Raw genomic sequence first — 21,681 nt, 5'->3', positions numbered from 1 at the left:
GTCCTATCTTTCAAAAAAGTAGCTTCTGTTGTTATTTCAAGATCCATTTCTGACAATCTGCCATACAAATTCTTCCATACTTCTGCATTAACTATTACTCCAAAGTGGAATGAGGGAAGAACATGATCACTAAATCGGTAACTTTTAAAATCAAAATTAAAAACTCCTGCCTGAGTAAAAGTCAATTGATTTCCATAAAGATTTATATCCAGCCAATTCTCTCCCGATCTTCCTCTTTCTGCCTTGAGGATTTCCAGGTAAAATTTCCTAGTTTCTTTAATGTTGATGCAAGGGAGGGCAAGATGGAATTTTGAATTCATTGTTTAGTTTTGGTTTGGTGAGTAACTTTTAATCGACTAAATAAGAGTTGTTCCTTTATTCTTCCTCATCCTCTATGTCTTCTATTGGCAATTCATTCTCAACATCTTCTTCTATTATTTCATCTTCATCCAGGTCATGATCTTCCATAGCTGCGACCAGACGTTTACTGACTTTTACCAGATATATAGTATCATCCGTCCTTACTTCAACGCATTCCACTATTTCGTTCAATGCGTTTTTAAAGGTGATAATATGGTCATCATCATATCCATCAGGGTATTTGGTAACGAGAAGATCCAGGATGTCTTTATTTAGCTTTTTAAAATCTACGATTACACGTCGCATGTTTAAGGTCTCTTTTATCGTTTAAATTACAAATTTAATTGATATGTAAGAGTAAAATATTAACTATAGCCATCCCTGGCTTTAATTAGTATATAAAATGAAATTACCAATCTAGAGTAAAATGAAATGGCGGCTAAAGGTTAGTTGAATCTTCTTCATCCGCTTCTTTGTGAAAAATCAAATCTTGTTCCTCCATGGCCAAAACCACAAGTTGTATGTAATCATCTATCACATTTTTTATATTTGAAGGGTCTGTAATATCTATAATACCGCGCCAAATGAGTTCACGTTCCTTCCCCACACAGATACAGTAAAGGGCAGTCTCTGCATGGTAAACCTTATACTGATCATAATAATTTTCATCATAATAAATATCCTGATGTGATAAATAATCATCTTTGAAATTATCATAATAACTATTTATATCAACCATTTCTTTTCTAAAGGTTTCTATATCTTCTGAACCAAGAATTTTGGTAAATAAAATGGCATCAAAATCTTTATCCAGGAGGGATTGTTCCACTTCATCAAGTTCTTCTTCAGACCTTTGAGAGTCAGTAAATTCAACATCAAATAAATCCACACTGCGCATTGCTTCCACGCCCCTATTGGTAAATTGCTTCTTCATTTTAGTTTCGAATCCTTCCTGCGCTTTAGAATTAGAGGTCATCCCCACAATAAGTACTTTGCTGGCATCGAAAATTACAATGTCCGGATTTTTCCAATTATCTACCAATTCCGTGGACGAACACCCCATGAATAATAATGCGACTAAAATAAGTGCTTTCTTCATTGCTATAATTAATTTAATAATCGCTTTTGTTTCTCCTTCTTCAGTACACTTGATACTAAATCAAAAAGTTTGGTTTTGATTTCCCTGTATTCTTCTTTATAATGATCCATCCTGCTGGCCAATTCTCTGTGGGTATCGCGGTAAGCCTTTTCCAATTCAATTTGATCAACATCATCAATCATTATTTCCAATTTATTTTCATGAGCCTGAAACTTTTTCATAAGTGAAATGGCTTCCTTCTCAAGATCAGTAAGCGTATTTACAATTGCTTTACTTTTTCCAAAAATTTTTGAATCAACCAATTGTACGGTATAATGCTTAATCAGATTGTTTAAAAACAATTGCTCATCTTTGATAAATCTTAATTCCGATAGCCAAAGTAAGGTTGTCCTATGCATCTCTTCTGGATCTATCCATTCAATATAACGATGCGTGTTTTCTTTGATTTTCATTTTGTTAAATTTTAAAATAGCACCTATTTAAACTCTAATTGTATTGAAATCTATAATTCAATTCCTTTAAGATATTGTTTAGGAATATTTATTATGTGAATCCAATTTAGTTTTTTATTGAACCAAACGAAATGATAATTATCAGGTAGGTATTTCGCTAGGGGGTATTAATTTTAGTCAGGTCTTCGCCTCTTTAAAATTCCACCGGCATAATTGAATATCTCCGACTTTAGGATTTGAAACTGCTGTAAACAATTTGCCACATTGGCTTTCAGCTTCTCATGTTCCACATGAATATCTTCATCACATTTGCTGTTACTGCATTCAAAAGCCCCTCCCAGATTATTTTCATGTTGAACCATACGATTTTGCACATTAGCCTTATCACTTTTAATAAGCTTCAAACGCTCAAGATAGTCTTGTAAACGTTCAAATAAATTGGGCGTATTGGGCTCAAATATATAGGAGTGAAGAAGTTGTTTTATGAATACTAATTCATCGTTCATTAAGGAAAAGGAAGATTTCCATTTCTGTGTATCTAAATGTAATTTTTGAATGATATCCAGTTTTCGATCTTCCGTTTTATTTTCCATACTAATGAATCTGATATTTTAAAGCTACTTATGAGCAAAAGTATGAGCAATGATAAAAATCATGTGATTATCAAAAAATAAGTTCTACTGTTTCAAATATTTCAGGAATATGAACATTCCATTTATATACATCTACAATTTTAGTTTTAAATTCTTGCAAGGCTTCCTGCTCTCCATGAATCAGAAAAACATGTTCCGGAATATTTTTAATAGAATCCATCCAGTCAAGCAACTCTTTTTGATCCGCATGGGCTGATAAACTTTCTTCATGATGAATACTGGCTTTCACCGAATAGTATTTTCCAAAGATCTTAAGTTCATTAGCCCCTTCCAAAAGCGCTCTTCCCCTTGTTCCTTCAGCCATGTAACCAACCAATAAAATATTAGTCTTCGGATTATCTAACAATTGTTGTAAATAAGTGAGAATTCTTCCACCTGTGACCATTCCGCTTCCGGCAATAACAATTTTTGGCCTGGGATCGTCTATGGTCTCCCATGTTTGTCTGTAGGAATCAACAATATTTACGTGGGCACACATTGCCTTATATTCTTTTGGAGATAGCTTATGCCAATTTGGGAAACGTTCGAATATGGAAAGAACATTGCTGCCCATAGGGCTATCAATAAAGATTGGAATATTTGGTATTTTATTCTTCCTGTAAAGCTTCCAGAATAAATACATCAGTGACTGTAAACGTTCTACCGCAAAAGAAGGAATGAGAAGGTTTCCCCGTTCATAAAGCGTTTTATTAACGAGGGCAACCAGTCTATCCTCAATACTATCTTTCGGGTGTAACTTATTTCCATAAGTACTTTCAACAAAAAGAAAATCGGCCCACTCTGGTTTAACCGGTGGATCTAACAAAATATCATTTGGCCTTCCAACATCTCCGGAAAAAACAAAAAGCTTACCTGAAATTTCAATTTCGATAAAAGTAGAGCCAATTATATGTCCGTTAAATCTGAATCTATACCGGATGTTTTCAGAAAGTTGGGCCCATTGGTTTATTTCTTCAGCTCTGAATAGCGTTATTGCATTTTCTGCATCTTGTATGCTATAAAGTGGCAAAGCCGGACTATGCTTACTATACCTCTCCTTATTTGCTATTTCTGCTTCTTCTTCATTTATCTTAGCACTATCCAGCAATATTATTCTGGTTATCGCAAGTGTAGGGGCGGTTCCTATAATTTTACCTTTAAATCCTGTCTTTACCAATCTGGGTAAATAACCCGTATGATCAAGATGACCATGTGTTAATAAAACCACATCTATTAAGTCGACTGAAACAGGCAATGGTTCCCAATTAGATTTTCTAAGGTCCTTCCTCCCCTGAAACATCCCGCAATCTATGAGAATGTTTTTCTCATTTGTTTCAAGATAAAATTTAGACCCTGTTACCGTACCTGCAGCCCCTAAAAAATGTACTTTAACCATTATATTTAATTAATTGAATCAGATCTTACAAAGCATACCTACTTCTTTAAGAATTTTGGCTTTCCTTGTATCCGAGACGCCCAAATGATCGAGATAAAAGCTATCTTTTAACAATTGACGACATAAGACCACATCACGGCTTAACAAAAATTGTTTCTCTCTTTTGGTCAATAATGATGAAACCGTTATTGGATATAGACTAAGTCTGTCTATACGGTCTTTTAAACTATCCCCTTTTGGATAATCCCAACTTAGGAGATACAGTCCCATACAATTACCATATAAAATAGCGTCTTTTGTAAAACGTGTATTGGTGGCAACCCAGCATTCGTCGGGCTCTTTGATATTTGAAATATCTTTATAGCCTGCATTTTTTATATCCTGATATCTGGAATAAATATATAAGGGAATCTTAACATTGCAATTGCGACCTTGTTCCCCGTGAAATTTGCATTCAATAATTATAATCGATCCGTTTTTTTCGGCAATTACATCTATTTCATGGCCAACACATTTCCCTGTAACGGTCTTACCAACTCGAGTTTTGAATCCCGAATAAATTAATATAGCACTTAAAAACTTTTCAAACGGGAAACCTGTGGGGCCTAACTCATATATGGCTTTTTTAAGTTTATATTTCGAAGCGAATACCGGCTTTTTGCGTCTTAAAAAGCTATAGGCTCTGTTATATACTTCTCTGGTTGTGATTCCATCATACAGTTCTTCCTTAACCAGAGTTAAAATTTGATTAATCAAATTTTCGTCTACCCCACTTCGTTTTAGAGAAGAGCGTAACTTCTCTTCTGAAAATAGCACTTTGTCACCCGAAGCCTTAACTATGAAAAAACCTTCATTTGTCATTATGTCCTGCAATTGAAATGGTCCCCAATAAATTTGTAAAATCCTAAGCTCTGCTTTTTTTGTTAAAAAATTCCCTGACCATCGCTTTGACCTGATTTTCGGTCATACTATCTGCTTTCTCTACTGTCTTAACTTTCAATGCCAGAGTTTTGTAGTTTTCATCTAATTCCTTGTAAAATTTGGAATTGGTATCTGCGGGGCCATAAATTGCTATCGCTTCTGCATCCTCAATTGCCTTCGCCAATTCCTTAAAATATAATTTTAATTGATGTTTCTCTCTTTCCAGGTATTTGCTATCCTGAACTACATCCTGAGGACCCCATCTTGTCTTGGAGCGAGCTCCGCCTTTTGGATGAAAGAATTCAATCTCTGAATAAATAGTGTTGAATCTAACATCTTCATCACTTATAGTCACCAAATGTGCCTTTTCTTTATCTAACCATATTCCTATTTTCTTCATGGATATATTATTGTGAATTAATATTGAGTTCGTGAATCGGAATTATTATGACTTTATAAAACTAGATCCAAACCATCATTTGTCCTATGATAGTGATCAGTCGGTATACGGGAGAATAAGAAAAGGTATGTTGATATTAAAACTTACTTTCTCAAGAACCGGTTCACGGGTTAATTTCTCTAAAAAACCGTGTTGGTAATGAATCATTGTCAGCATATCTATACCCAATTCGTCAATAAAATCTGTTATTGCTCTTGTTTTATTGGCAAAATCTGGCATCCAGTGAATAGAATGCCTTATATCGCCTAAATACTCTCTAAGAATATATAAATTGGATTTCTGCACCGGGCTTAGTCTTTCTTCTTCATTTATATGAACGATACATACAGACGAATCACAAGTCGAGGCAAATGTTAGCAGAGGTTGTAACAATTTAGCATTGTAATTCTTCTTGTAGTCTGTTGCAAAAGCAATCTCTTTAGGTAAAACAAATTCTTTTTCCCCAGGTATGGTAAGTATTGGACAATCCTTAATAGCGTTAATGGATTTGATTACATTACTAGCTAAAAAAATGGATTTGGCCCCCGTCCTCCCTTTATTACCCATCACAATAAGATCTGCATTCGTCTCTTTAATTGCCTGCTGCAGAGCATCAATTAAATTTTCATTTTTTGAATGAATACCAAAATGATGATTACTATTCCCTGTATCAAGATTAATTCTATGTAAAAAGGAATATAAACCCTCCATAGACTCTTCTCCCAGTTGTTGTAATAAACTTAAATTACGGCCGGCCGCCTGGCAATTGCTTTTTAGCGGGGTTTGCTCGGTATAAGCATTGAGAATATGGAATGAGCAATTGTAATTTTTAAACAATTGCGTGGCGTAAAAAAGTGCGTTATAGGCATTGTTGGAAAAATCTGTGGCAATAAGTATATTTTTCATCGAAATTTCAGAGTTACATTAGGGAATAACCATAAAAGGGATGCTAACATGAAACCCTATTTTCTTAATAACTGGCTCTATAAAAAGACTTTCCAAAAAAGTGTGTTTGTTCTTGATCATTGCCAACATGTTCATCTTGTTCTTTAGTTGGAAATTATTTATTCCTGTTATGATTTCCTGATTTGGGAGGTCATGGAATTTATGGGGGATTTTTTCTAATATTTTTTCCAGTTTGCCCTTATTTTGCAATTGAAATTCGGTAAGATCATAGCCACTTGAAATATGAATGACTTCAATACTGGAATTGTGTATTTTGGATAAATTAAGAAGACCCGTTAATTGTTTTTCACTGTACTCAACTTCATAGTCGGTTGGAAAAAGTATTTCTTTGGGAATTTCATATTCAAAATCGGCAGGAATTGCAATCACAGGGCAAGTAGCTTTTTTAATAACGTGCACTGTATGTGTGCCCAGGAAAATTTCTTTTGCCCCGGTTGCTCCCTGGGTACCCATAATAACCAAATCAGCTTCTTCACTGGTAACCATTGCAGCCACCTCATCAACAAGGATATTGAAAGCAGAGTGTGTTATTATAGTGTGTTTTGGATTCTTAAACTCCTTTTCAAGTTTTTTTTGAAGTTCTTCAAGTTGATTTATGGACTCTGATTGGTAAATATCTCCCAGACCGATTTGACCGGGGCTGTGTAACAAATATTCTGTTTGATAAATTGCTGGTGTATAAGTATTCATAAGATAAAAAGTTGCCTCCTCATCCTTTAAAAGGTTCATAGCATAAGAGATAGCATTATATGCATTATAGGAAAAATCGGTAGGAAGAATTATTTTTTTCATCAGTACATATTTTAAATGTTAACGGGACAAATTTTGTAAAACTAAAAATGGTATTTTTATGTGTAAACCTATTTTTTCAATAGTGGATTGATGCAACATTAGCTCAAGATGTGAATGTCTGGAATTAACCATTACCAGCAGGTCTATTTCTTTATGCACAATATATTTTGTGACGGCAATAGTTTTATCTTTCCCTTCTGTTGTTTCAAAAAATAAGTTGGCTTTGTACAAACATTCTTTTAAAAATCGCATGTTATCTTCCTGCCGAAGCGAAAGTTTCTTATTTGCATCTATATAAAGCATATGAATAGATGACCTAAAGGAACCTGTTAGTTCACACAATAGTTTTAATTCCCTCCTTTTAAGAGGTACTAAATAATCTGAAGGGAACAATATTTCTCTTGGAGGATGGTATTTGTAATTTTCGGGAATAGCCAGTACAGGACATTGTACGTATTTCAAAACCTGAATGGTCTTACTGCCAAAGGTTATTGTTCTATCATTAGTTTCACCCCTTGTCCCCATTATCACAATATCCGCATTTTCCATATTTATAAGATCATTGATCTCATCTGTAAGTGTTCCAAAGGCCGAAATTGATTTGAACTTATGCTTTGGATTAGGCGAATACTCAAATATGTCTTTTAAAATTTTTGTTAGTTTTTTTTCGGATTTCTTATAGGTAACCTCCTTTAGCTCATCTAACTTACTTCGCATAACAACCCGGTCTTGTTGGTATACCTCATCTGCATATGCGTGTAGAATATAAAAGTCGCATCTTGTGTATTTGAATATTTGACAGGCATATTTGAGTGCATTAAATGCATTCTTAGAAAAATCTGTGGGCACTACAACTTTCCTCATATCCAATTTATCTTAATAACCGCTCTAAAATTAACATTAAGTAAGACAAGAAACCATGACATTAATCAGTTACTGAATTCTATTACTTTTCTAATTTAGCAATATGTAATTATAAGAAAATGAAACAAAATTTTGGAAAATTAACAGCCGGCAATATCCCTGTTCTTGTAGATTTTTATGCAGATTGGTGCGGGCCCTGTAAAATGCTGGGACCCATCCTTAAACAGGTAAAAGAAGAATTGGGAGATAAAATCAAAATAATAAAGATAGATGTGGATAAAAATCAATCCATTGCTTCTAAATATCAGGTGAGGGGTGTTCCAACAATGCTGCTATTCAAGGATAAAAAGCAAGTATGGAGACAATCTGGCGTTGTGCCAAAAGATGAAATTATCAATATCATCGAATCCTACAGGTAATTATATTACAACTTGAATATTGTTTTCCATTGCAGTTTTTATTGAACATATTATACAAGGAAAGGACCTACCAACATCATAATTTTCCATCATCCATCACTCGTGCAATACCAAAAATGGGATATCTGTATGGTAACTAATTTCTTCTACGGCAGGCCTAAAGAGAATTCGCTGAAAAAAGTTAAGATTTTTAGCAACCATGGCCACAAGATCTATATCTCTGCTTTCAACAAAACACTGAACGGAAGTTTCCAATTTGGAACCGGTTAAGGAATGGAAACTATGGTCAATTCCCCTCAGGTAATCATGTAAAAAATCTTTATTACGCAATTGTTCTTCACTCAACATTTCACCTTTTTTAGAAATATGAACAACTCTTAATACAGAGTTATTCATTGTTGCCATCTCAATTAGAGTGTCCAGGACTTTAATATCATAGGCAATGTGAAAATCTGTCGGGAAGGCTATTTCCTTTGGTCTTTTATAGAGGCTATTTTCAGGTACTGCCAGTAAGGGACATTTTACCTTAGTAATCACATCGCCCGTATTGCTGCCCATTGCAGCCTTTTTAAGCCCTGATGCACCTTTAGTGCCCATTATAACAAGGTCAATCTTTTTATCCTCAATTTCCCTTTTAATACCATCCACAAAAAAGTCATACTTTGCTATAGGAACAAAGGAATGTAATTCATTTTTGTGATGCTCTTCAATATACTTTAAAAGTTTTTTAAGGTCTTTTTTGCTCTCAGTTAAGACTGTTTCCTTAAGAAGGATGGAGGTTCCCCTAACTGAAGTCCCGGCACCTGAATACGGTGGTATCGGGTTGATGTGAATGATGTGAAAAATACACTTGGTTTTTTTAAATAATTCAAGCCCGTAATTAATTGCATTACGTGAATTTTTGGAAAAATCTGTCGGGATTAAAATACGTTGCATCTTAGTCTGATTTGTTATATTAACAAAATTACAATCACCAAAAGAACCCTAAAATGATTACAATCATGTTCGCCACCTTTTGGAATTAAAAATTTAATAAGGTATCCTTTGTAACCGATCCATATCTAAAATTTTAATATCTCTATCCTTAATCTCAATTATACCCTCTTTCTTGAAGGTAGATAAGGTTCTTATCAGGGTTTCTGTAGCCATTCCGGCAACGCTTGCAAGGTCACTCCTTAAAACGTGAATATTACCGGCTTCATCTTCCTGCAACTTTTCGACAAATTTAAGTAAGGTAGACGCAGTTTTTTTTCGCACGGAACCGTATGCCATTTCTAACAACTGCTCTTTGATCTGTAAAAGGTTTTCGGATAGAAGTTGCAATAACTCCATTACCAATTCCCCATTTTGCTCCAAAATCACTTTTAATTGATCTTTGTGTAAACCAATTAGGACAGAATCCTCCATGGCAGTTGCATATTCCTGATACGGTATATTCTTAGTGAAACTGGTGAATCCAAAAAAATCATCTGCTTTGTAAATTCCTGTGATCAACTCCTTACCCTGTTCATCCAGTTTATGAGTTTTGACGTTCCCCTTTATCACCAAATATACTAAATTTGAGTTGTCGCCTTCCCTGTAAATTGAATCTCCCAAATGAAACCTGAACTCCTCACCATTGTCATCAATAAAATTCTTCAGCTGGTGAATACTCTTAACCCGGGCTTCACTTGCTAAATCATCGTATAACTTTTCTTGTTGCGCTTCTTTAAGAATGTTGATCTTGGCTATTCTACTTTCAATAGCACCAATAAGTTCTGCTTCTTCAAATGGTTTAGTCAGGTAGTCATCCGCACCCATATCCATACCATGTCTAACATCCTTTCGTTCTGTTTTAGCAGAGAGAAATATAAAGGGGATTGCCTTGGTCCTATTGTCCTTGGACAGAGCATCTAAAACGGCATATCCATCTAACTTTGGCATCATAATATCGCAAATGATAATGTCTGGGTGATTAGTTTTGGCAACCAATACTCCCTTTTCCCCGTCAGGAGCGGTAAGGACTTTGTAATTTGCCAATTCCAATAATTCGGCTGTATTCTCCCTTAAAGCAGTGTCATCTTCAATTAATAAAACCTTTTTGATCATAATAGCAGTTATTACGGTTTAAAACAAAATTAGCTAGACTTCTTCGCGATTGCCATGAAGAGGCAGTTCTACCGTGAATTTACTCCCCTTATTTTCCACGCTTTTAAAGCTAATATTCCCTCCCAGGTTCTCAACATGCGATTTGACAATATTCAGACCTATACCGGTACCCTGTGTCAGCAGTACATTGTCTGCCCTGAAGTAAAGGTTAAATATATGCTTTTGGTCTTCTTTTGGAATGCCGATGCCCTTGTCAATAACATGAAAGCGAATATCCTTTTTATTAATATCAATCTGTAAATCTATTTCAGATTCTTCAGGAGAATACTTAATGGCGTTATGTAACAAATTGGTTAATGCCAATGAAATAATTTTCTCATCCTGATGTATTGTAAGATCCTCTATATTAAGAGGATAATTAATTTTTTGACCTGTTTTTAATAACATATTCGCATTATAAATTACTTCATTAACAACTTTACTAAGCGAAAAATCATTAAGTCTATAAACTTCTTTTCCTTTTTCTAATCGCTCAATAGATAAAAAATCATTCAATATTCCGGTAAGATGATGTACACCGGTTTTAATAGATTTTAAATGTTTATCCCTCATATCCTGCTGTTCGGTAGAAGTATATTTACCAACCAAGGTGGCTGAGGTAAGAATAGTGCTTAAAGGAGTTTTAAACTCGTGAGAAACCATCGAAAGGAATTTGGTCTTTAGATTGTTCAGTTCTTTTTCTTTGACCAAAGCTTCCTTAAGTTCCTTGGTTCTTAGGGTAACTGTTTTTTCGAGTTTTTGAGTATAATTTTTTCGTTCAGAAATATCCAGGACAATAGCTACTATCAATATCTTATTACCAAGACTGGAGGATTGCAAATGAATTTCAGCAGGATATGTTGTTCCATCCTTGCGACTAAACTGGGTTTCAAATGTAATTTTCTTTTTACTACTCAACTGTAAGGGATCCAGAATTTCCCTGAACCGATCTTCCGTAATACCCGTAATAAGATCTGTTATTGTTAATTTTTTAATTTCTCTAATGGTATATCCGGTATTCTTCTGGCCACCATAATTTACATGTGTAAACCTTAGTGTTACCACATCAAAAACATATATCTCGTTAAGAGATTCATCAAAAATCTTTAGGAAATGCCTTATCTCTTCTTCGGCTTTTACACGGTTGGTTATATTATTTTGAATTCCTACAAAATGTGTAATCTTGCCCTCCTTATTTCGGATTGGATTAATAGAGACTTCATTCCAGAATAAGGTGCCGTCCTTTTTATAATTCCTCACCCGTACCTCGCATCTTTTACCTGCTGCTACGGCCTTATGCATTATTTGAACACCCCTTTGGTCATTGTCGCCTTTCTGGAGGAACCGGCAATTTTTATTAAGGACTTCAGATTCTGAATATCCGGTAAGTTTCTTAAATGCCCTGTTCACATATATAATAGGATTATCCTCCTTTAATGCATCTGAAATAATAATACCGTTTTGGGTAGCCTCTAAAGCCTCACTTTTTACATTTAAGTTTTCTTCAACCTCCTTTCTTTCCGACAAATCATAGACTAGTGCCAGAACATAGGTTCTTTCATAAATTGTAAAAGGATTAAACTTTACGGTCAAAGGAAATTCCTCGCCAGATTTTTTACGTCCCTGCACACAACGCCCACCAGCCATTGAATCTTTCTTTGTGCGTTTGTAGTATTTTTTTAGATGCTCTTTATGGACATTTTTATACTTATCAGGAATTATTTCAGAAAGTGGCTTCCCTAAAAGTTCATCATGGGAAAAATCAAAGAGACGTGCTGCTTTTTTGTTAATAGAGACAATTAGCTGTTCCTGATTTACTACTAATATTCCCTCCGATACAGTTTCAGAAAGTAAATGGAAAATATTAATATTCTTATCAAAAACATGCATCTTTTAAGATTAGGAATGAATATTATGAAAGCAAAATGCAAGCCTTAACTAGACCTTAAAAGTAATCACCGGTAAATTTGCGTGATTCACCACATCTTCACCGATGCTGCCTTTAAAAAAATGCGCTATTCCGCTTCTTCCATGGGTAGGAATAGCTATCAAATCGGCTTCTACTTCATTTGCATGGTTAAATATGCCTCTTTCAATTGAATAATCGGAGACATAGATCATTTCAGTATCTGAAGGAACCGGCCCATTGTGAGCTACTTTAAGGAAAAACTCTGCTTTCTTTTTTATCTCCCCGGAACTCATGAATTCTTCATTGGGCAAATTGACATATACCAGATGAAGCTTAATATCCCATTTTGCAAAAAGAGCCCTTGCATTATGATATGCTTTTATACTCTCTACCCGAAGATCACAAGCAAAAACAACTAATTTAGGAGCGAATAAAGGAGAAGGTTCTTTTATTACCAATACCGGTATATCAGAGGAGCGCACTACCTTTTCCGTATTTGAACCAACAAAAATCTCACTAACCCCGCTTGCTCCATGTGAGCCCATAATTATCAAGTCCATATTGTTTTCCTTGGCTACCTCATTTATCTCACTGAAAATCTTATAGTTTTGAACCATTTCGGTAATCTTAACACCTTTTAAAAATGGCTTATCTAAAAAAGTTTCGTACCGCTTCTTGGCCAATTTCATATAAAAATGAGCCTCTGCGGCTTCATCAGATTCACTTTTGGTTAAGTAGGCTTCAGAGAGACCCATCATATGAAGTACAATAATCTCTGCACTAAAATCCTTTGCCAGTTTTGCCGCAACTTCAAGCGCATATCCTGCATGTTCCGAAAAATCTACCGGGACTAATATTTTTTTCATGGTCATTTATTTAAAATATCCTATTCAATACTTTTTAAAGATTTCTTTTCTCTTTTTGAGCTGGTTTTCCAATTCCTTTATTGTAGTGGCCGCGGCCTTTTCAAAATTATCCTGATTAGATTTAGCAAATAATCTCGGGCCTGGTGCACTTAATCGTATTTCGCATATTTTACCTGAACCAGAGGGATCATTTTCTAATTTAAAAAAGACATCTGCTTTGATGATCCAATCATATTTATTTGCCAGTTTTTCTAATTTTGAAGTAACAATAGCACTCATAGAATCACTCGTTGGCATTTGAACATATTGAATATTTATTGTCATAATTATACTATTTAGAGTTTGTAATAAAGATCGTACCATGCACCATGGTAAACTATGACATTTATCATTGTTGATTATTGTCTAGCTATAATAATTACCAAATGCTATCCTCTAAATTAGAGATACTAATTAACCTGACCAAAAACAAAAAGGCAGTAGATTATGACCTAAGTTTATTACTCTCTTTAATCAAGACAATAAGGACTCCAAGTATAATTACATTTTTAACAATATACTGACCCAAAAGAGTAAGACTGAATGGAGCCTGCGAGAATACAAGATCAGGGAAAAAAAGAAATGGCATGAACGTAAGGATAATATGGATCAATGCCAGTTTTAGAGCAAATTTTTCAAAAAGGTGGCCTATTAGTAACAATCCTATCACGGTTTCCCAAATTGCAAGTAAGAGTATTGATATTTCAGGAGCCAAAAATCCTAATGTCAACCGGCTTATTGTGGCCTTTGCAAGTTCTTCAGCCGGACTTACGCCCGCGAAGAATTTCAGCAACCCAAACCACAGGTATACAATACCAATAGTTGCCGAAACTAATTTGATTTTGGTATTCCTCCCTATTAAACGTGCTACCAGTTCCTTCATTTTTTTTCCAAAAAAGCTAAACTAGCTATGGCAATTAAGCTAAAAAGTGACAAATGTCATTTTTCTCTAATTCTTTTTCATTTATTATACTCATTTTACCATATCCATGGTTTTCTATCAGGTAATTCAGTAAATAAGGCGGATCATTGTTTGAGCTCGGGCAGTAGAAAAGTTAACATTTATCAAACGGAAGACGCTATCAGATCATTATTATCAGGACTTAACACCAGGAGTATTATTTTATGACCAGGCGGATAACAGCTGTTACAATGATTAAAATCATTTGTGTTAATCAACAATGCACGTAGTTTTGTTTTTTAACAGATAATCATCAGAGATCAAAGAACAATTTCGAAGAATTGCTATGATCATCTATATTAATTGCTATGAGAGATTCGCACTTAAAGACATTAGTTGTAGAAAATTCAAAAGTACATTGTAAAATTGTGGCCCGGATGGTGAAAAATCATGATGATCTGAATTTGGTGGCTGTATGCAGTAATGCCATAGACGCCAATAGAATCATTAAAAACCATAAAATAGATTTAATTCTTCTGGATATTGAAATGCCTTTTATTAATGGTTTCGATCTTCTGGAGTCTTTGGATCAGAAAATACAGGTGATAATCATATCCGGTAATTCCCATAATGCCCTAAAAGCATTTGACTATGGCGTAAGAGATTTTTTGTTAAAACCTTTAAATATTGATCGTTTTTACAATGCAATACGGAAAGTGCTAACCAATAACAAGCGAAATGAAATTCAAGAAGACAAGGAATTTTTGATGGTGCGGAGTCATTTGAAAAATAAAAAGGTTAGTCTAAGAGAAATTAAATGGGTGGAGGCCTTTGGCGATTACGTAAAAATAATCACAGACAAAGAAAAAGTTATTGCTCTGAGTACTATGAAATCAATCTCGGACAAGCTACCGAATGACAGATTTCTTAGGATTCATAGATCATATATTGTAAATTTAAACAAGATCGAAAAATTTGGGTGTACAAGCGTGGAGATTGATGAACATCAAATACCCATGAGCAGAAAGCAAAAACCTAAACTTGAATTTATTTTGGAAAAATTTGATAGTTAGCAAGATAAATCATACCCGAGAACTCAAAATAAGTTTGATGAGATGCGCTCCTTTTTCTTTTAGAATTCTTTTTAGTTTAGTATTGATCTTTGCCTTTTTAGGCTGTAATGATGGGCCGGAAAAGATATTACCTTCCAAAGTAACCATTACAGAATCTGTTTATTCCTCCGTAACCATTCAACCTGATAGTCTTTATCAGGTATACGCGGCTGTAGGAGGTATTTTGGATAAAATTTTTGTTGACGAGGGCGATTCAGTTTCGAAAGGCACACTAATAGCCCAAATCATCAACAATACCCCAAAGTTAAATACCCAAAATGCCAAACTAAATCTTGAATTAGCCAGAGAGAATTACAGTGGTAGTAATGCTATCATAAGAGCGTTAATTGATGAATTAAATGCAGCGGAACTTAAGTATAAAAATGATTCTATAAATTTTACAAGGCAGAAAAATCTTTGGGATCAAAATATAGGATCTAAGGTAGAATACGAAAATCGAAAACTGGCATATGAATTATCAGGTAATAATTTGGTTTTACTAAAAGGTAATTTTGAAAGAACAAAGTCAGAATTAAAAACAAAATTAAAGCAGGCAGAAAACAATTACCAAACCTCTTTGATTGCAACTGAAGATTTTACAGTCCAAAGTAAAATCAATGGAAAACTTTACGCTCTTTTCAAAAATCAGGGCGAAATAATTAATACAATGGAGCCTATAGCAGCTATAGGAAGTGCAGGTGATTTTATAATTGAAATGTTAGTTGATGAGGTTGATATTGTTAAGCTTAAAATTGGTCAAACAGCTTTAATTACTCTTGATGCCTATGGGTCAAAAGTATATTCTGCAATCGTTAACAAAATTTATCCAAGAAAGGATGAACGATCCCAGACTTTCAAAATTGAAGCTGTATTCATAGATACTCCGGAAGTCCTTTATCCAGGATTGGCAGGAGAAGGCAATATTATAGTTTCTCAAAAGGAAAACGCCCTGACCATTCCCAAGGAATATCTTATAGGCGAAAACCAAGTGAAGACTGAAATGGGAATTATAGAAATAGTTACAGGGATACAAGATATGGAACGCATAGAAGTTCGATCTGGCCTGGATGCTGAAACCTACTTATTAAAGCCAGAATAATGACAAATTGGAAAGTCATACTAGGTATTGCCAAAACACATTTGTTAACCAAGATGAAGTCTACTGTAACGGCTTCGCTCGGAGTTACTTTTGGCATTGGGGCCTATATTACATTGGTAAGCTTTATGACTGGTTTGAATGGAATGTTAGATGATCTTGTTCTTAACCAGACCCCACATATTCATGTGTATAATGAAATTGAACCTTCAGCGGAACAGCCAATTTCTTTATATGAAAAATTTGACGGTGGCTTAAATGTTATACACTCCATCAGGCCTAAACAAAGCCAGCTGAAAATACATAATGCCCTTCCTATATTACATTATTTAAAAGAACAGGAAAATGTAAAGGGTGCAACACCTCAACTCCGTTCGCAGATATTTTATTTATCGGGTTCCATTGAACTTGGCGGGAATCTTGTCGGCGTAGATATTATGGAGGAAGTGCGCTTATCAAATATCCAGGAATATATTGTCGAAGGGAGCCCGGAGGCTCTCAGGAATACAGACAATGGAATTTTACTCGGATCCGGCCTAGCCAAAAAAATGTCCTTAGGTGTTGGAAACAGAGTGCAGATCAGTACTGTTAAAGGCACTGTTTTTCCTTTGAAGATCGTTGGGATCTATCAAAGCGGTATTGCGGAAATAGACAATGTTCAAAGTTTTGCAAATCTTAAAACCGTACAGAAAATACAAGGAGAAGCCGAAAATTATGTTACAGATATTAATATAAAACTACATGACATCTCAGAAGCCGTACCCATGGCCAGGCAGTTAGAAAGACAGTTTAAAATTAAAGCCACGGATATTAATGAAGCAAATGCCCAGTTCGAAACGGGAACTAATATTCGAAATATCATTACTTACGCGGTTTCAATAACTCTACTAATTGTCGCGGGCTTTGGAATCTACAATATTCTGAATATGCTTATTTATGAAAAAATGAAAGACATAGCCATTCTTAAGGCGACTGGATTTTCGGGAAGGGATGTGCAACTTATATTTATGAGTCAAGCTATGATCATTGGGGTTGCCGGGGGAATTGTTGGCTTAATAATAGGCTTTTTTTTATCCAGAATTATTGATAACATACCATTCGAAACCGAAGCGCTTCCAACTATAAGTACCTTTCCGGTAAATTACAACCCGGGCTATTACGTCATTGGAATTATCTTTGCACTTATTTCTACATTTATTGCCGGTTACTTACCCTCTAATAAAGCAAAAAAAATAGATCCCGTGCATATAATTCGCGGAACCTAATTCACAATTATGGGAACGGTCCTGGAAACTAAAAATATTAATAAGCATTTTAGAAAGCCCGTAGATTTTCATGTCTTGAAGGATATAAACTTTAATGTGAAAGAAGGAGAGTTTGCCTCCATTATGGGCAAGTCCGGTTCCGGTAAATCGACCCTGCTTTATATCCTTTCTACGATGGATACTGACTATGAAGGCGAATTATTTTTAAATGAGGAACTCATCACAGGCAAACACCATAAGGAATTGTCGCAAATAAGGAACAAGCATATCGGGTTTGTGTTTCAGTTTCATTATCTGCTATCAGAATTCAGTGTCCTGGAGAATGTGATGCTTCCCGCTAAAAAATTGGCAGCTAAAACCTATGAAGAAATTGAACATGATGCCATGGAAAAATTAAATATGTTGAACATCGGAAATTTGGCAAATAAAAGAGCCTCAAGGGTTTCCGGAGGTGAAAAACAACGTGTGGCTATTGCCAGAGCACTTATCAATAATCCAGATATTTTAATGGGCGATGAGCCCACAGGTAATCTGGACAGTTATAATGCCGAAAATGTCTTCCAAATATTTAAGAGGTTAAAGGAAGAAGAGGGACTTTCTCTATTGGTTGTTACACATGATTTAGATTTTGCAAAACGCACAGATCGGATCATAGAAATGGAAGATGGTAAAATTCTTGATCCTATTTGAATTGTAGTACCCTAACTTCAGGGATTAAAGCAAAGTATTGGAATAGTGACTAAGGTCTCCATTTTTTTTACAATATCTTTATTAAAAATAGCAGCAAAGAGACCCTTATTTTCTCTTTCCAACATACCCAATATATCTACATTCTCATCCCTAATATGCATTCTTAATCCCTGTTCAATACTATTCGCCAGTACCATGTGAAAACTTATTTTTTTGTATTGCACCTGAACTTCCAATAATTCTTTAAACCATTCCATTTGTTGCATGGCTGTATATTCTTCCATGGTAGGGATATGTACCACTTCTATTTCGGCATCGTAATATTCTGCTATCGCAGACAATTTTTCTATTGCAATAATATCAGAAGATTCAAAATCACTGGCATATGCAATCTTTTTTAACTTTTTGTAACTATAATGGGGAGGAATAATTAGTAATGGGCACAGTTTTTTATCTATTAATTTATTAGCAATATTCCCGCTTAAGAAACCTCGGGCAGAATGTTCATCTTTCATCCCTATGACCAGCAAATCAATATTACCTTTACTTATTCGGTCAATAATTCCTTTGATTATTGAAGTATTTTGAGCAACCTCACATATTAGCTGATTTTTGCTAAGATTTTGGTTTAGGTTTTTTTTGCAATAGTCTTCCAGCACTTCTTTTTGCTCGATCATTGATAATTTATGTAATTGTTCAGACGACCTAATATTAGATGTTCTTACTGGCGGAATATCAAATATGTGAAATACAATCAGCTTGGCATTTAAAGTTTCGCTGAGATTCTTTGCATAATTTAATGTTGAGGTCGAATTTTTGGTACAATCCGTAGCATAAAGAATAGTGTCCATCACAAATTATTTAAAGATTATGTCAATTTACCTCAATCTGGCTTTGAATAATATGATATTGGTCACAAAAGCTTCACATGACTTATATCATAAAAAATAGCCTTTAACTGAACTACTTTTAAGATCCAAACTAAAAGTCAATTTATCATGGATAACGGTAATAAATCAACTCAGGAAAATACTTATGAAGCGGTAAACTGGCAAGAACTTTATATCCTTACAGATCATTGGAAGTCAGATCTGAACTTCTATAAAGATGACCTCAGGTTTTTACATCATTTGATAGAGAAATATATTATTTGGATTACAAAAGACGACAACCTTAACTTGGTACAGGAAATAAAGAAAAATCTTTTTGAGATTCGGAATGAAGGTATTGAATTAATGAAGGAGGTAATCTCACACAAGAGCAATTTGGGACTTATGGTAGAAAATCCGGTTCAGAGTTCAAACCCACAATTTGTGAAAGATCATGAAGTCCTGGAAGATAAAATTTCAAAATTCGTCAAATCGTTCAGATCCAATCGAAAAGAAGTATTTAAAATTACAGAATACATCATAGACAGCGAGAAGTTACCAAATATTCTTAAATCCTAATCCAGTACAATAATCATTAGATATCCTCATAAAACAGTTTTGATGATTGTTGATTTCTGATGCACTAAGTAAGCACGATTAATCTTCCAAATAGAAATACTTCGTTATATTTGCACCGCAATTTTAGTATAATGCCCACGTGGTGAAATTGGTATACACGCTACCTTGAGGGGGTAGTGTTCGAAAGGACGTGCTGGTTCGACTCCAGTCGTGGGCACAAAAAAACTGCTTCAATTAAAAAAAGGAGCAGTTTTTCGATTTAAGGTATATAAAAATTTATAAACGTCTTACCCTTACATTTCTGAACCACACCCCTGCACCATGGTCCTGCAGAGCTAAATAGCCATCATTGGTTTTGCCGTAATCAGGATATTCATTCCATTTACCGCTATTGCGTTTTTCTAACCAATCTTGGGAGTTTTTATCAAATTCAACAATTTTCTGACCATTGAGCCAATGCTCAGCCTTGCCCTTATTAAAAATAATCTTACTTGTATTCCATTCCCCTACCGGGTTAAGGGTTTTGTTTTCATTAGCTACATGCATAGCATAATTGGCGCCAGTCTTTTGCCAGTCTTCAATGGGTTCTTCAAAACCTACATCATCCAATAGCTGGTATTCCGGTCCGGTTTCATAAGGTGAATGATATATGGTATCTTCCACAACATGATAAAAAGCACCACTATTGCCCCCTTTGGATATTTTCCATTCAAAAGCAAATTCAAAATTATCATATGTTTCAGTACTAATGATATCACCTCCAACATCTCCCCCTTCTCCAAAACATTCTATCACCCCATCTTTAATTGACCAATTTGATGGAAGGGAATCCTGGTTATACCCCCTCCAGTCAGACGTTTCCATGAGTTCAATCCATTCACTGGTTACTATTTGATCTTCTTTTGCGGCAGGTGTTTCTACTTTCTTCTTCTCTGTGTCCTTGCAGGCTCCAATTAAGAGCACCATACCAATAATTATTATTCGCAGTTTCATAATGTTCAAATTTAAAGTAGTTTCATCCCAACAGGATCCCATTTTATCGCTTTATCTAAAAAATAACTATCGTTACAGGCTAAAGCGGGTGCCGCCGCGCGATAACCAAATACAGCGTCTTCAGATACAGCTTTACCTCCTCTGATAGCATTGAACCAATTAGAAAAATGATCATAGTGGGCTCCTTTATAACCGTCCTCTGCATCAAAAACTATTTCTTCCTGAGGAAGCATCTTTTTCCTGGAACTACCGCCCCCGGTTTGAGACGCCTTGGCCTGTAAAAATGGATCGCTGTCAAATTGCTCATTATTCCTCCTTAAAATTACCTTTCTCCATTGGACATCCATAGATCCCTCGCTACCAACAATTCTTAGATAAGTTGTTCCAGAGGTACCATCAACAAAATTACAACGCAATGAAAGATTAAAAGGAGGGTGTTCTTCAGAATCGGGATAATCGAATACCCCCAGAAGTACGTCCGGAACTTCCCTGCCGTCTTTCCAATAGCGCAATCCCCCGGATGAATAAATTTGATTAGGACCTTTTGATTTGGTAATAAAATGAAGGCTGGAAAAAAGATGAACAAACAGATCACCTGACATCCCTGTGCCGTAATCTTTATAGTTTCTCCATCTGAAAAAACGCGTAGCATCAAAAGGTCGTTTATTGGTATTCATCAAAAAGGTATCCCAATCTACGGTTTTAGGAGAAGCATCCTCGGGAATATTATATTGCCAGGCGCCTGTAGGGCTCCTCCTGGCCCAAAACCCTTCTGCATAATTTATATCTCCAATTGCTCCCTGAGCCAATAACTCTTTAGCCTTTTCATTTCCAAGTGAGGACATTCCCTGACTACCCACCTGGAATACCATTCCCGTTTCATTCTGAGCTTTAA

General features: G+C 35.2%; 26 protein-coding genes and 1 tRNA gene. 7 read left to right on the top strand and 20 right to left on the bottom strand.

All coding sequences use genetic code 11. The features are described from left to right. The 11 genes from WBM60_RS17280 to WBM60_RS17230 form a co-directional block, all read right to left on the bottom strand. Positions 1–320: bleomycin resistance protein (locus tag WBM60_RS17280; protein WP_424283405.1), on the bottom strand; the 320-nt coding region annotated here is incomplete at its 3' end. Positions 321–375: 55 nt separating this feature from the next. Next, positions 376–666: a hypothetical protein gene (locus WBM60_RS17275; RefSeq protein WP_424259495.1), complete on the bottom strand. Its 291-nt coding sequence runs from the start codon at positions 664–666 to the stop codon at positions 376–378. 133 nt (positions 667–799) lie between these two features. Beyond that, positions 800–1,459, bottom strand: coding sequence for a hypothetical protein (locus tag WBM60_RS17270; RefSeq protein ID WP_424259496.1), 660 nt, complete (start codon positions 1,457–1,459; stop codon positions 800–802). An 8-nt stretch (positions 1,460–1,467) separates the two neighbouring features. Then, positions 1,468–1,911 (bottom strand): hypothetical protein, encoded by a 444-nt coding sequence (locus WBM60_RS17265; protein WP_424283404.1) that lies wholly within the window; start codon positions 1,909–1,911, stop codon positions 1,468–1,470. Positions 1,912–2,084: 173 nt separating this feature from the next. Beyond that, a complete protein-coding gene (locus WBM60_RS17260) occupies positions 2,085–2,504 on the bottom strand; it encodes a hypothetical protein (protein ID WP_424259498.1) in 420 nt (139 codons plus the stop codon). 70 nt (positions 2,505–2,574) lie between these two features. Next, positions 2,575–3,939: an MBL fold metallo-hydrolase RNA specificity domain-containing protein gene (locus WBM60_RS17255; RefSeq protein WP_424277016.1), complete on the bottom strand. Its 1,365-nt coding sequence runs from the start codon at positions 3,937–3,939 to the stop codon at positions 2,575–2,577. Between the two features lie 18 nt (positions 3,940–3,957). Continuing rightward, entirely contained in the window at positions 3,958–4,800 is an 843-nt protein-coding gene (locus WBM60_RS17250) for an ATPase (RefSeq protein WP_424259500.1), read from the bottom strand. 43 nt (positions 4,801–4,843) lie between these two features. Continuing rightward, positions 4,844–5,260 carry a hypothetical protein gene (locus WBM60_RS17245; protein WP_424259501.1) on the bottom strand — a complete coding sequence of 139 codons (417 nt, stop codon included), beginning with the start codon at positions 5,258–5,260 and terminating at the stop codon, positions 4,844–4,846. 96 nt (positions 5,261–5,356) lie between these two features. Next, positions 5,357–6,205 (bottom strand): universal stress protein, encoded by an 849-nt coding sequence (locus WBM60_RS17240; protein WP_424259502.1) that lies wholly within the window; start codon positions 6,203–6,205, stop codon positions 5,357–5,359. 18 nt (positions 6,206–6,223) lie between these two features. Next, positions 6,224–7,057, bottom strand: coding sequence for a universal stress protein (locus WBM60_RS17235; RefSeq protein ID WP_424259503.1), 834 nt, complete (start codon positions 7,055–7,057; stop codon positions 6,224–6,226). Positions 7,058–7,075: 18 nt separating this feature from the next. Next, complete coding sequence (locus tag WBM60_RS17230) at positions 7,076–7,921, bottom strand: universal stress protein (RefSeq protein WP_424283403.1); 846 nt, start codon at positions 7,919–7,921, stop codon at positions 7,076–7,078. A 119-nt stretch (positions 7,922–8,040) separates the two neighbouring features. Between WBM60_RS17230 and trxA the strand changes: the two genes are divergently transcribed. Beyond that, positions 8,041–8,340, top strand: coding sequence for a thioredoxin (trxA, locus tag WBM60_RS17225; protein ID WP_424260966.1), 300 nt, complete (start codon positions 8,041–8,043; stop codon positions 8,338–8,340). Between the two features lie 96 nt (positions 8,341–8,436). Here trxA and WBM60_RS17220 read toward each other — a convergent pair whose 3' ends face one another. From WBM60_RS17220 to WBM60_RS17195, 6 genes are all read right to left on the bottom strand, one after another. Further along, positions 8,437–9,276 carry a universal stress protein gene (locus tag WBM60_RS17220; RefSeq protein WP_424277018.1) on the bottom strand — a complete coding sequence of 280 codons (840 nt, stop codon included), beginning with the start codon at positions 9,274–9,276 and terminating at the stop codon, positions 8,437–8,439. Positions 9,277–9,369: 93 nt separating this feature from the next. Further along, positions 9,370–10,425, bottom strand: a complete 1,056-nt coding sequence (locus WBM60_RS17215) for a response regulator (protein ID WP_424262394.1) — start codon at positions 10,423–10,425, stop codon at positions 9,370–9,372. A gap of 36 nt (positions 10,426–10,461) precedes the next feature. Beyond that, complete coding sequence (locus WBM60_RS17210) at positions 10,462–12,357, bottom strand: PAS domain S-box protein (RefSeq protein ID WP_424277019.1); 1,896 nt, start codon at positions 12,355–12,357, stop codon at positions 10,462–10,464. Positions 12,358–12,405: 48 nt separating this feature from the next. Next, on the bottom strand, positions 12,406–13,242 hold the full coding sequence (locus tag WBM60_RS17205; protein ID WP_424258723.1) for a universal stress protein: 837 nt from the start codon (positions 13,240–13,242) through the stop codon (positions 12,406–12,408). A gap of 24 nt (positions 13,243–13,266) precedes the next feature. Next, positions 13,267–13,566 (bottom strand): ribosome hibernation-promoting factor, HPF/YfiA family, encoded by a 300-nt coding sequence (hpf, locus tag WBM60_RS17200; protein WP_299163875.1) that lies wholly within the window; start codon positions 13,564–13,566, stop codon positions 13,267–13,269. Positions 13,567–13,726: 160 nt separating this feature from the next. Next, positions 13,727–14,164 carry a doxx family protein gene (locus WBM60_RS17195; RefSeq protein ID WP_424258725.1) on the bottom strand — a complete coding sequence of 146 codons (438 nt, stop codon included), beginning with the start codon at positions 14,162–14,164 and terminating at the stop codon, positions 13,727–13,729. 386 nt (positions 14,165–14,550) lie between these two features. On the opposite strand from WBM60_RS17195, the gene WBM60_RS17190 reads away from it, so the two are divergent. The 4 genes from WBM60_RS17190 to WBM60_RS17175 are packed head-to-tail and all read left to right on the top strand — an operon-like array spanning position 14,551 to position 18,345. Further along, positions 14,551–15,255 (top strand): LytR/AlgR family response regulator transcription factor, encoded by a 705-nt coding sequence (locus WBM60_RS17190; RefSeq protein WP_424258728.1) that lies wholly within the window; start codon positions 14,551–14,553, stop codon positions 15,253–15,255. A 37-nt stretch (positions 15,256–15,292) separates the two neighbouring features. Beyond that, positions 15,293–16,393 carry an efflux RND transporter periplasmic adaptor subunit gene (locus WBM60_RS17185; protein ID WP_424258730.1) on the top strand — a complete coding sequence of 367 codons (1,101 nt, stop codon included), beginning with the start codon at positions 15,293–15,295 and terminating at the stop codon, positions 16,391–16,393. Beyond that, positions 16,393–17,655 (top strand): ABC transporter permease, encoded by a 1,263-nt coding sequence (locus WBM60_RS17180; protein WP_424277022.1) that lies wholly within the window; start codon positions 16,393–16,395, stop codon positions 17,653–17,655. Before WBM60_RS17185 ends, WBM60_RS17180 begins: the two co-directional genes overlap by 1 nt. A 9-nt stretch (positions 17,656–17,664) precedes the next feature. Next, positions 17,665–18,345 (top strand): ABC transporter ATP-binding protein, encoded by a 681-nt coding sequence (locus WBM60_RS17175; protein WP_424277023.1) that lies wholly within the window; start codon positions 17,665–17,667, stop codon positions 18,343–18,345. Between the two features lie 17 nt (positions 18,346–18,362). On the opposite strand, the gene WBM60_RS17170 is transcribed toward WBM60_RS17175, so the two are convergent. Beyond that, positions 18,363–19,196, bottom strand: coding sequence for a universal stress protein (locus tag WBM60_RS17170; protein ID WP_424260829.1), 834 nt, complete (start codon positions 19,194–19,196; stop codon positions 18,363–18,365). Between the two features lie 147 nt (positions 19,197–19,343). On the opposite strand from WBM60_RS17170, the gene WBM60_RS17165 reads away from it, so the two are divergent. Together WBM60_RS17165 and WBM60_RS17160 are read left to right on the top strand one after the other, a co-directional pair. Further along, positions 19,344–19,793, top strand: coding sequence for a hypothetical protein (locus WBM60_RS17165; protein WP_424260831.1), 450 nt, complete (start codon positions 19,344–19,346; stop codon positions 19,791–19,793). Positions 19,794–19,926: 133 nt separating this feature from the next. After that, positions 19,927–20,010, top strand: a tRNA-Leu gene (locus WBM60_RS17160). Positions 20,011–20,069: 59 nt separating this feature from the next. On the opposite strand, the gene WBM60_RS17155 is transcribed toward WBM60_RS17160, so the two are convergent. Together WBM60_RS17155 and WBM60_RS17150 are read right to left on the bottom strand one after the other, a co-directional pair. Beyond that, a complete protein-coding gene (locus WBM60_RS17155) occupies positions 20,070–20,786 on the bottom strand; it encodes a 3-keto-disaccharide hydrolase (protein WP_424260833.1) in 717 nt (238 codons plus the stop codon). 11 nt (positions 20,787–20,797) lie between these two features. Further along, positions 20,798–21,681: Gfo/Idh/MocA family protein (locus WBM60_RS17150; RefSeq protein WP_424283402.1), on the bottom strand; the 884-nt coding region annotated here is incomplete at its 5' end.

It is taken from the genome of Eudoraea sp. (assembly GCF_049669105.1).
Taxonomy (GTDB): Bacteria; Bacteroidota; Bacteroidia; order Flavobacteriales; family Flavobacteriaceae; genus Eudoraea.
Note: the sequence above shows the minus strand (reverse complement) of the source record. Positions and strands in the feature narration are given on the sequence as shown.

Excerpts from the sequence above, each read along its gene's own strand:
- WBM60_RS17275 (WP_424259495.1), bottom strand. The coding sequence starts at position 666 with ATGCGACGTGTAATCGTAGATTTTAAAAAGCTAAATAAAGACATCCTG.
- WBM60_RS17270 (WP_424259496.1), bottom strand. The coding sequence starts at position 1,459 with ATGAAGAAAGCACTTATTTTAGTCGCATTATTATTCATGGGGTGTTCG.
- WBM60_RS17265 (WP_424283404.1), bottom strand. The coding sequence starts at position 1,911 with ATGAAAATCAAAGAAAACACGCATCGTTATATTGAATGGATAGATCCA.
- WBM60_RS17260 (WP_424259498.1), bottom strand. The coding sequence starts at position 2,504 with ATGGAAAATAAAACGGAAGATCGAAAACTGGATATCATTCAAAAATTA.
- WBM60_RS17255 (WP_424277016.1), bottom strand. The coding sequence starts at position 3,939 with ATGGTTAAAGTACATTTTTTAGGGGCTGCAGGTACGGTAACAGGGTCT.
- WBM60_RS17250 (WP_424259500.1), bottom strand. The coding sequence starts at position 4,800 with ATGACAAATGAAGGTTTTTTCATAGTTAAGGCTTCGGGTGACAAAGTG.
- WBM60_RS17245 (WP_424259501.1), bottom strand. The coding sequence starts at position 5,260 with ATGAAGAAAATAGGAATATGGTTAGATAAAGAAAAGGCACATTTGGTG.
- WBM60_RS17240 (WP_424259502.1), bottom strand. The coding sequence starts at position 6,205 with ATGAAAAATATACTTATTGCCACAGATTTTTCCAACAATGCCTATAAC.
- WBM60_RS17235 (WP_424259503.1), bottom strand. The coding sequence starts at position 7,057 with ATGAAAAAAATAATTCTTCCTACCGATTTTTCCTATAATGCATATAAT.
- WBM60_RS17230 (WP_424283403.1), bottom strand. The coding sequence starts at position 7,921 with ATGAGGAAAGTTGTAGTGCCCACAGATTTTTCTAAGAATGCATTTAAT.
- trxA (WP_424260966.1), top strand. The coding sequence starts at position 8,041 with ATGAAACAAAATTTTGGAAAATTAACAGCCGGCAATATCCCTGTTCTT.
- WBM60_RS17220 (WP_424277018.1), bottom strand. The coding sequence starts at position 9,276 with ATGCAACGTATTTTAATCCCGACAGATTTTTCCAAAAATTCACGTAAT.
- WBM60_RS17210 (WP_424277019.1), bottom strand. The coding sequence starts at position 12,357 with ATGCATGTTTTTGATAAGAATATTAATATTTTCCATTTACTTTCTGAA.
- WBM60_RS17205 (WP_424258723.1), bottom strand. The coding sequence starts at position 13,242 with ATGAAAAAAATATTAGTCCCGGTAGATTTTTCGGAACATGCAGGATAT.
- hpf (WP_299163875.1), bottom strand. The coding sequence starts at position 13,566 with ATGACAATAAATATTCAATATGTTCAAATGCCAACGAGTGATTCTATG.
- WBM60_RS17195 (WP_424258725.1), bottom strand. The coding sequence starts at position 14,164 with ATGAAGGAACTGGTAGCACGTTTAATAGGGAGGAATACCAAAATCAAA.
- WBM60_RS17190 (WP_424258728.1), top strand. The coding sequence starts at position 14,551 with ATGAGAGATTCGCACTTAAAGACATTAGTTGTAGAAAATTCAAAAGTA.
- WBM60_RS17185 (WP_424258730.1), top strand. The coding sequence starts at position 15,293 with ATGAGATGCGCTCCTTTTTCTTTTAGAATTCTTTTTAGTTTAGTATTG.
- WBM60_RS17180 (WP_424277022.1), top strand. The coding sequence starts at position 16,393 with ATGACAAATTGGAAAGTCATACTAGGTATTGCCAAAACACATTTGTTA.
- WBM60_RS17175 (WP_424277023.1), top strand. The coding sequence starts at position 17,665 with ATGGGAACGGTCCTGGAAACTAAAAATATTAATAAGCATTTTAGAAAG.
- WBM60_RS17170 (WP_424260829.1), bottom strand. The coding sequence starts at position 19,196 with ATGGACACTATTCTTTATGCTACGGATTGTACCAAAAATTCGACCTCA.
- WBM60_RS17165 (WP_424260831.1), top strand. The coding sequence starts at position 19,344 with ATGGATAACGGTAATAAATCAACTCAGGAAAATACTTATGAAGCGGTA.
- WBM60_RS17155 (WP_424260833.1), bottom strand. The coding sequence starts at position 20,786 with ATGAAACTGCGAATAATAATTATTGGTATGGTGCTCTTAATTGGAGCC.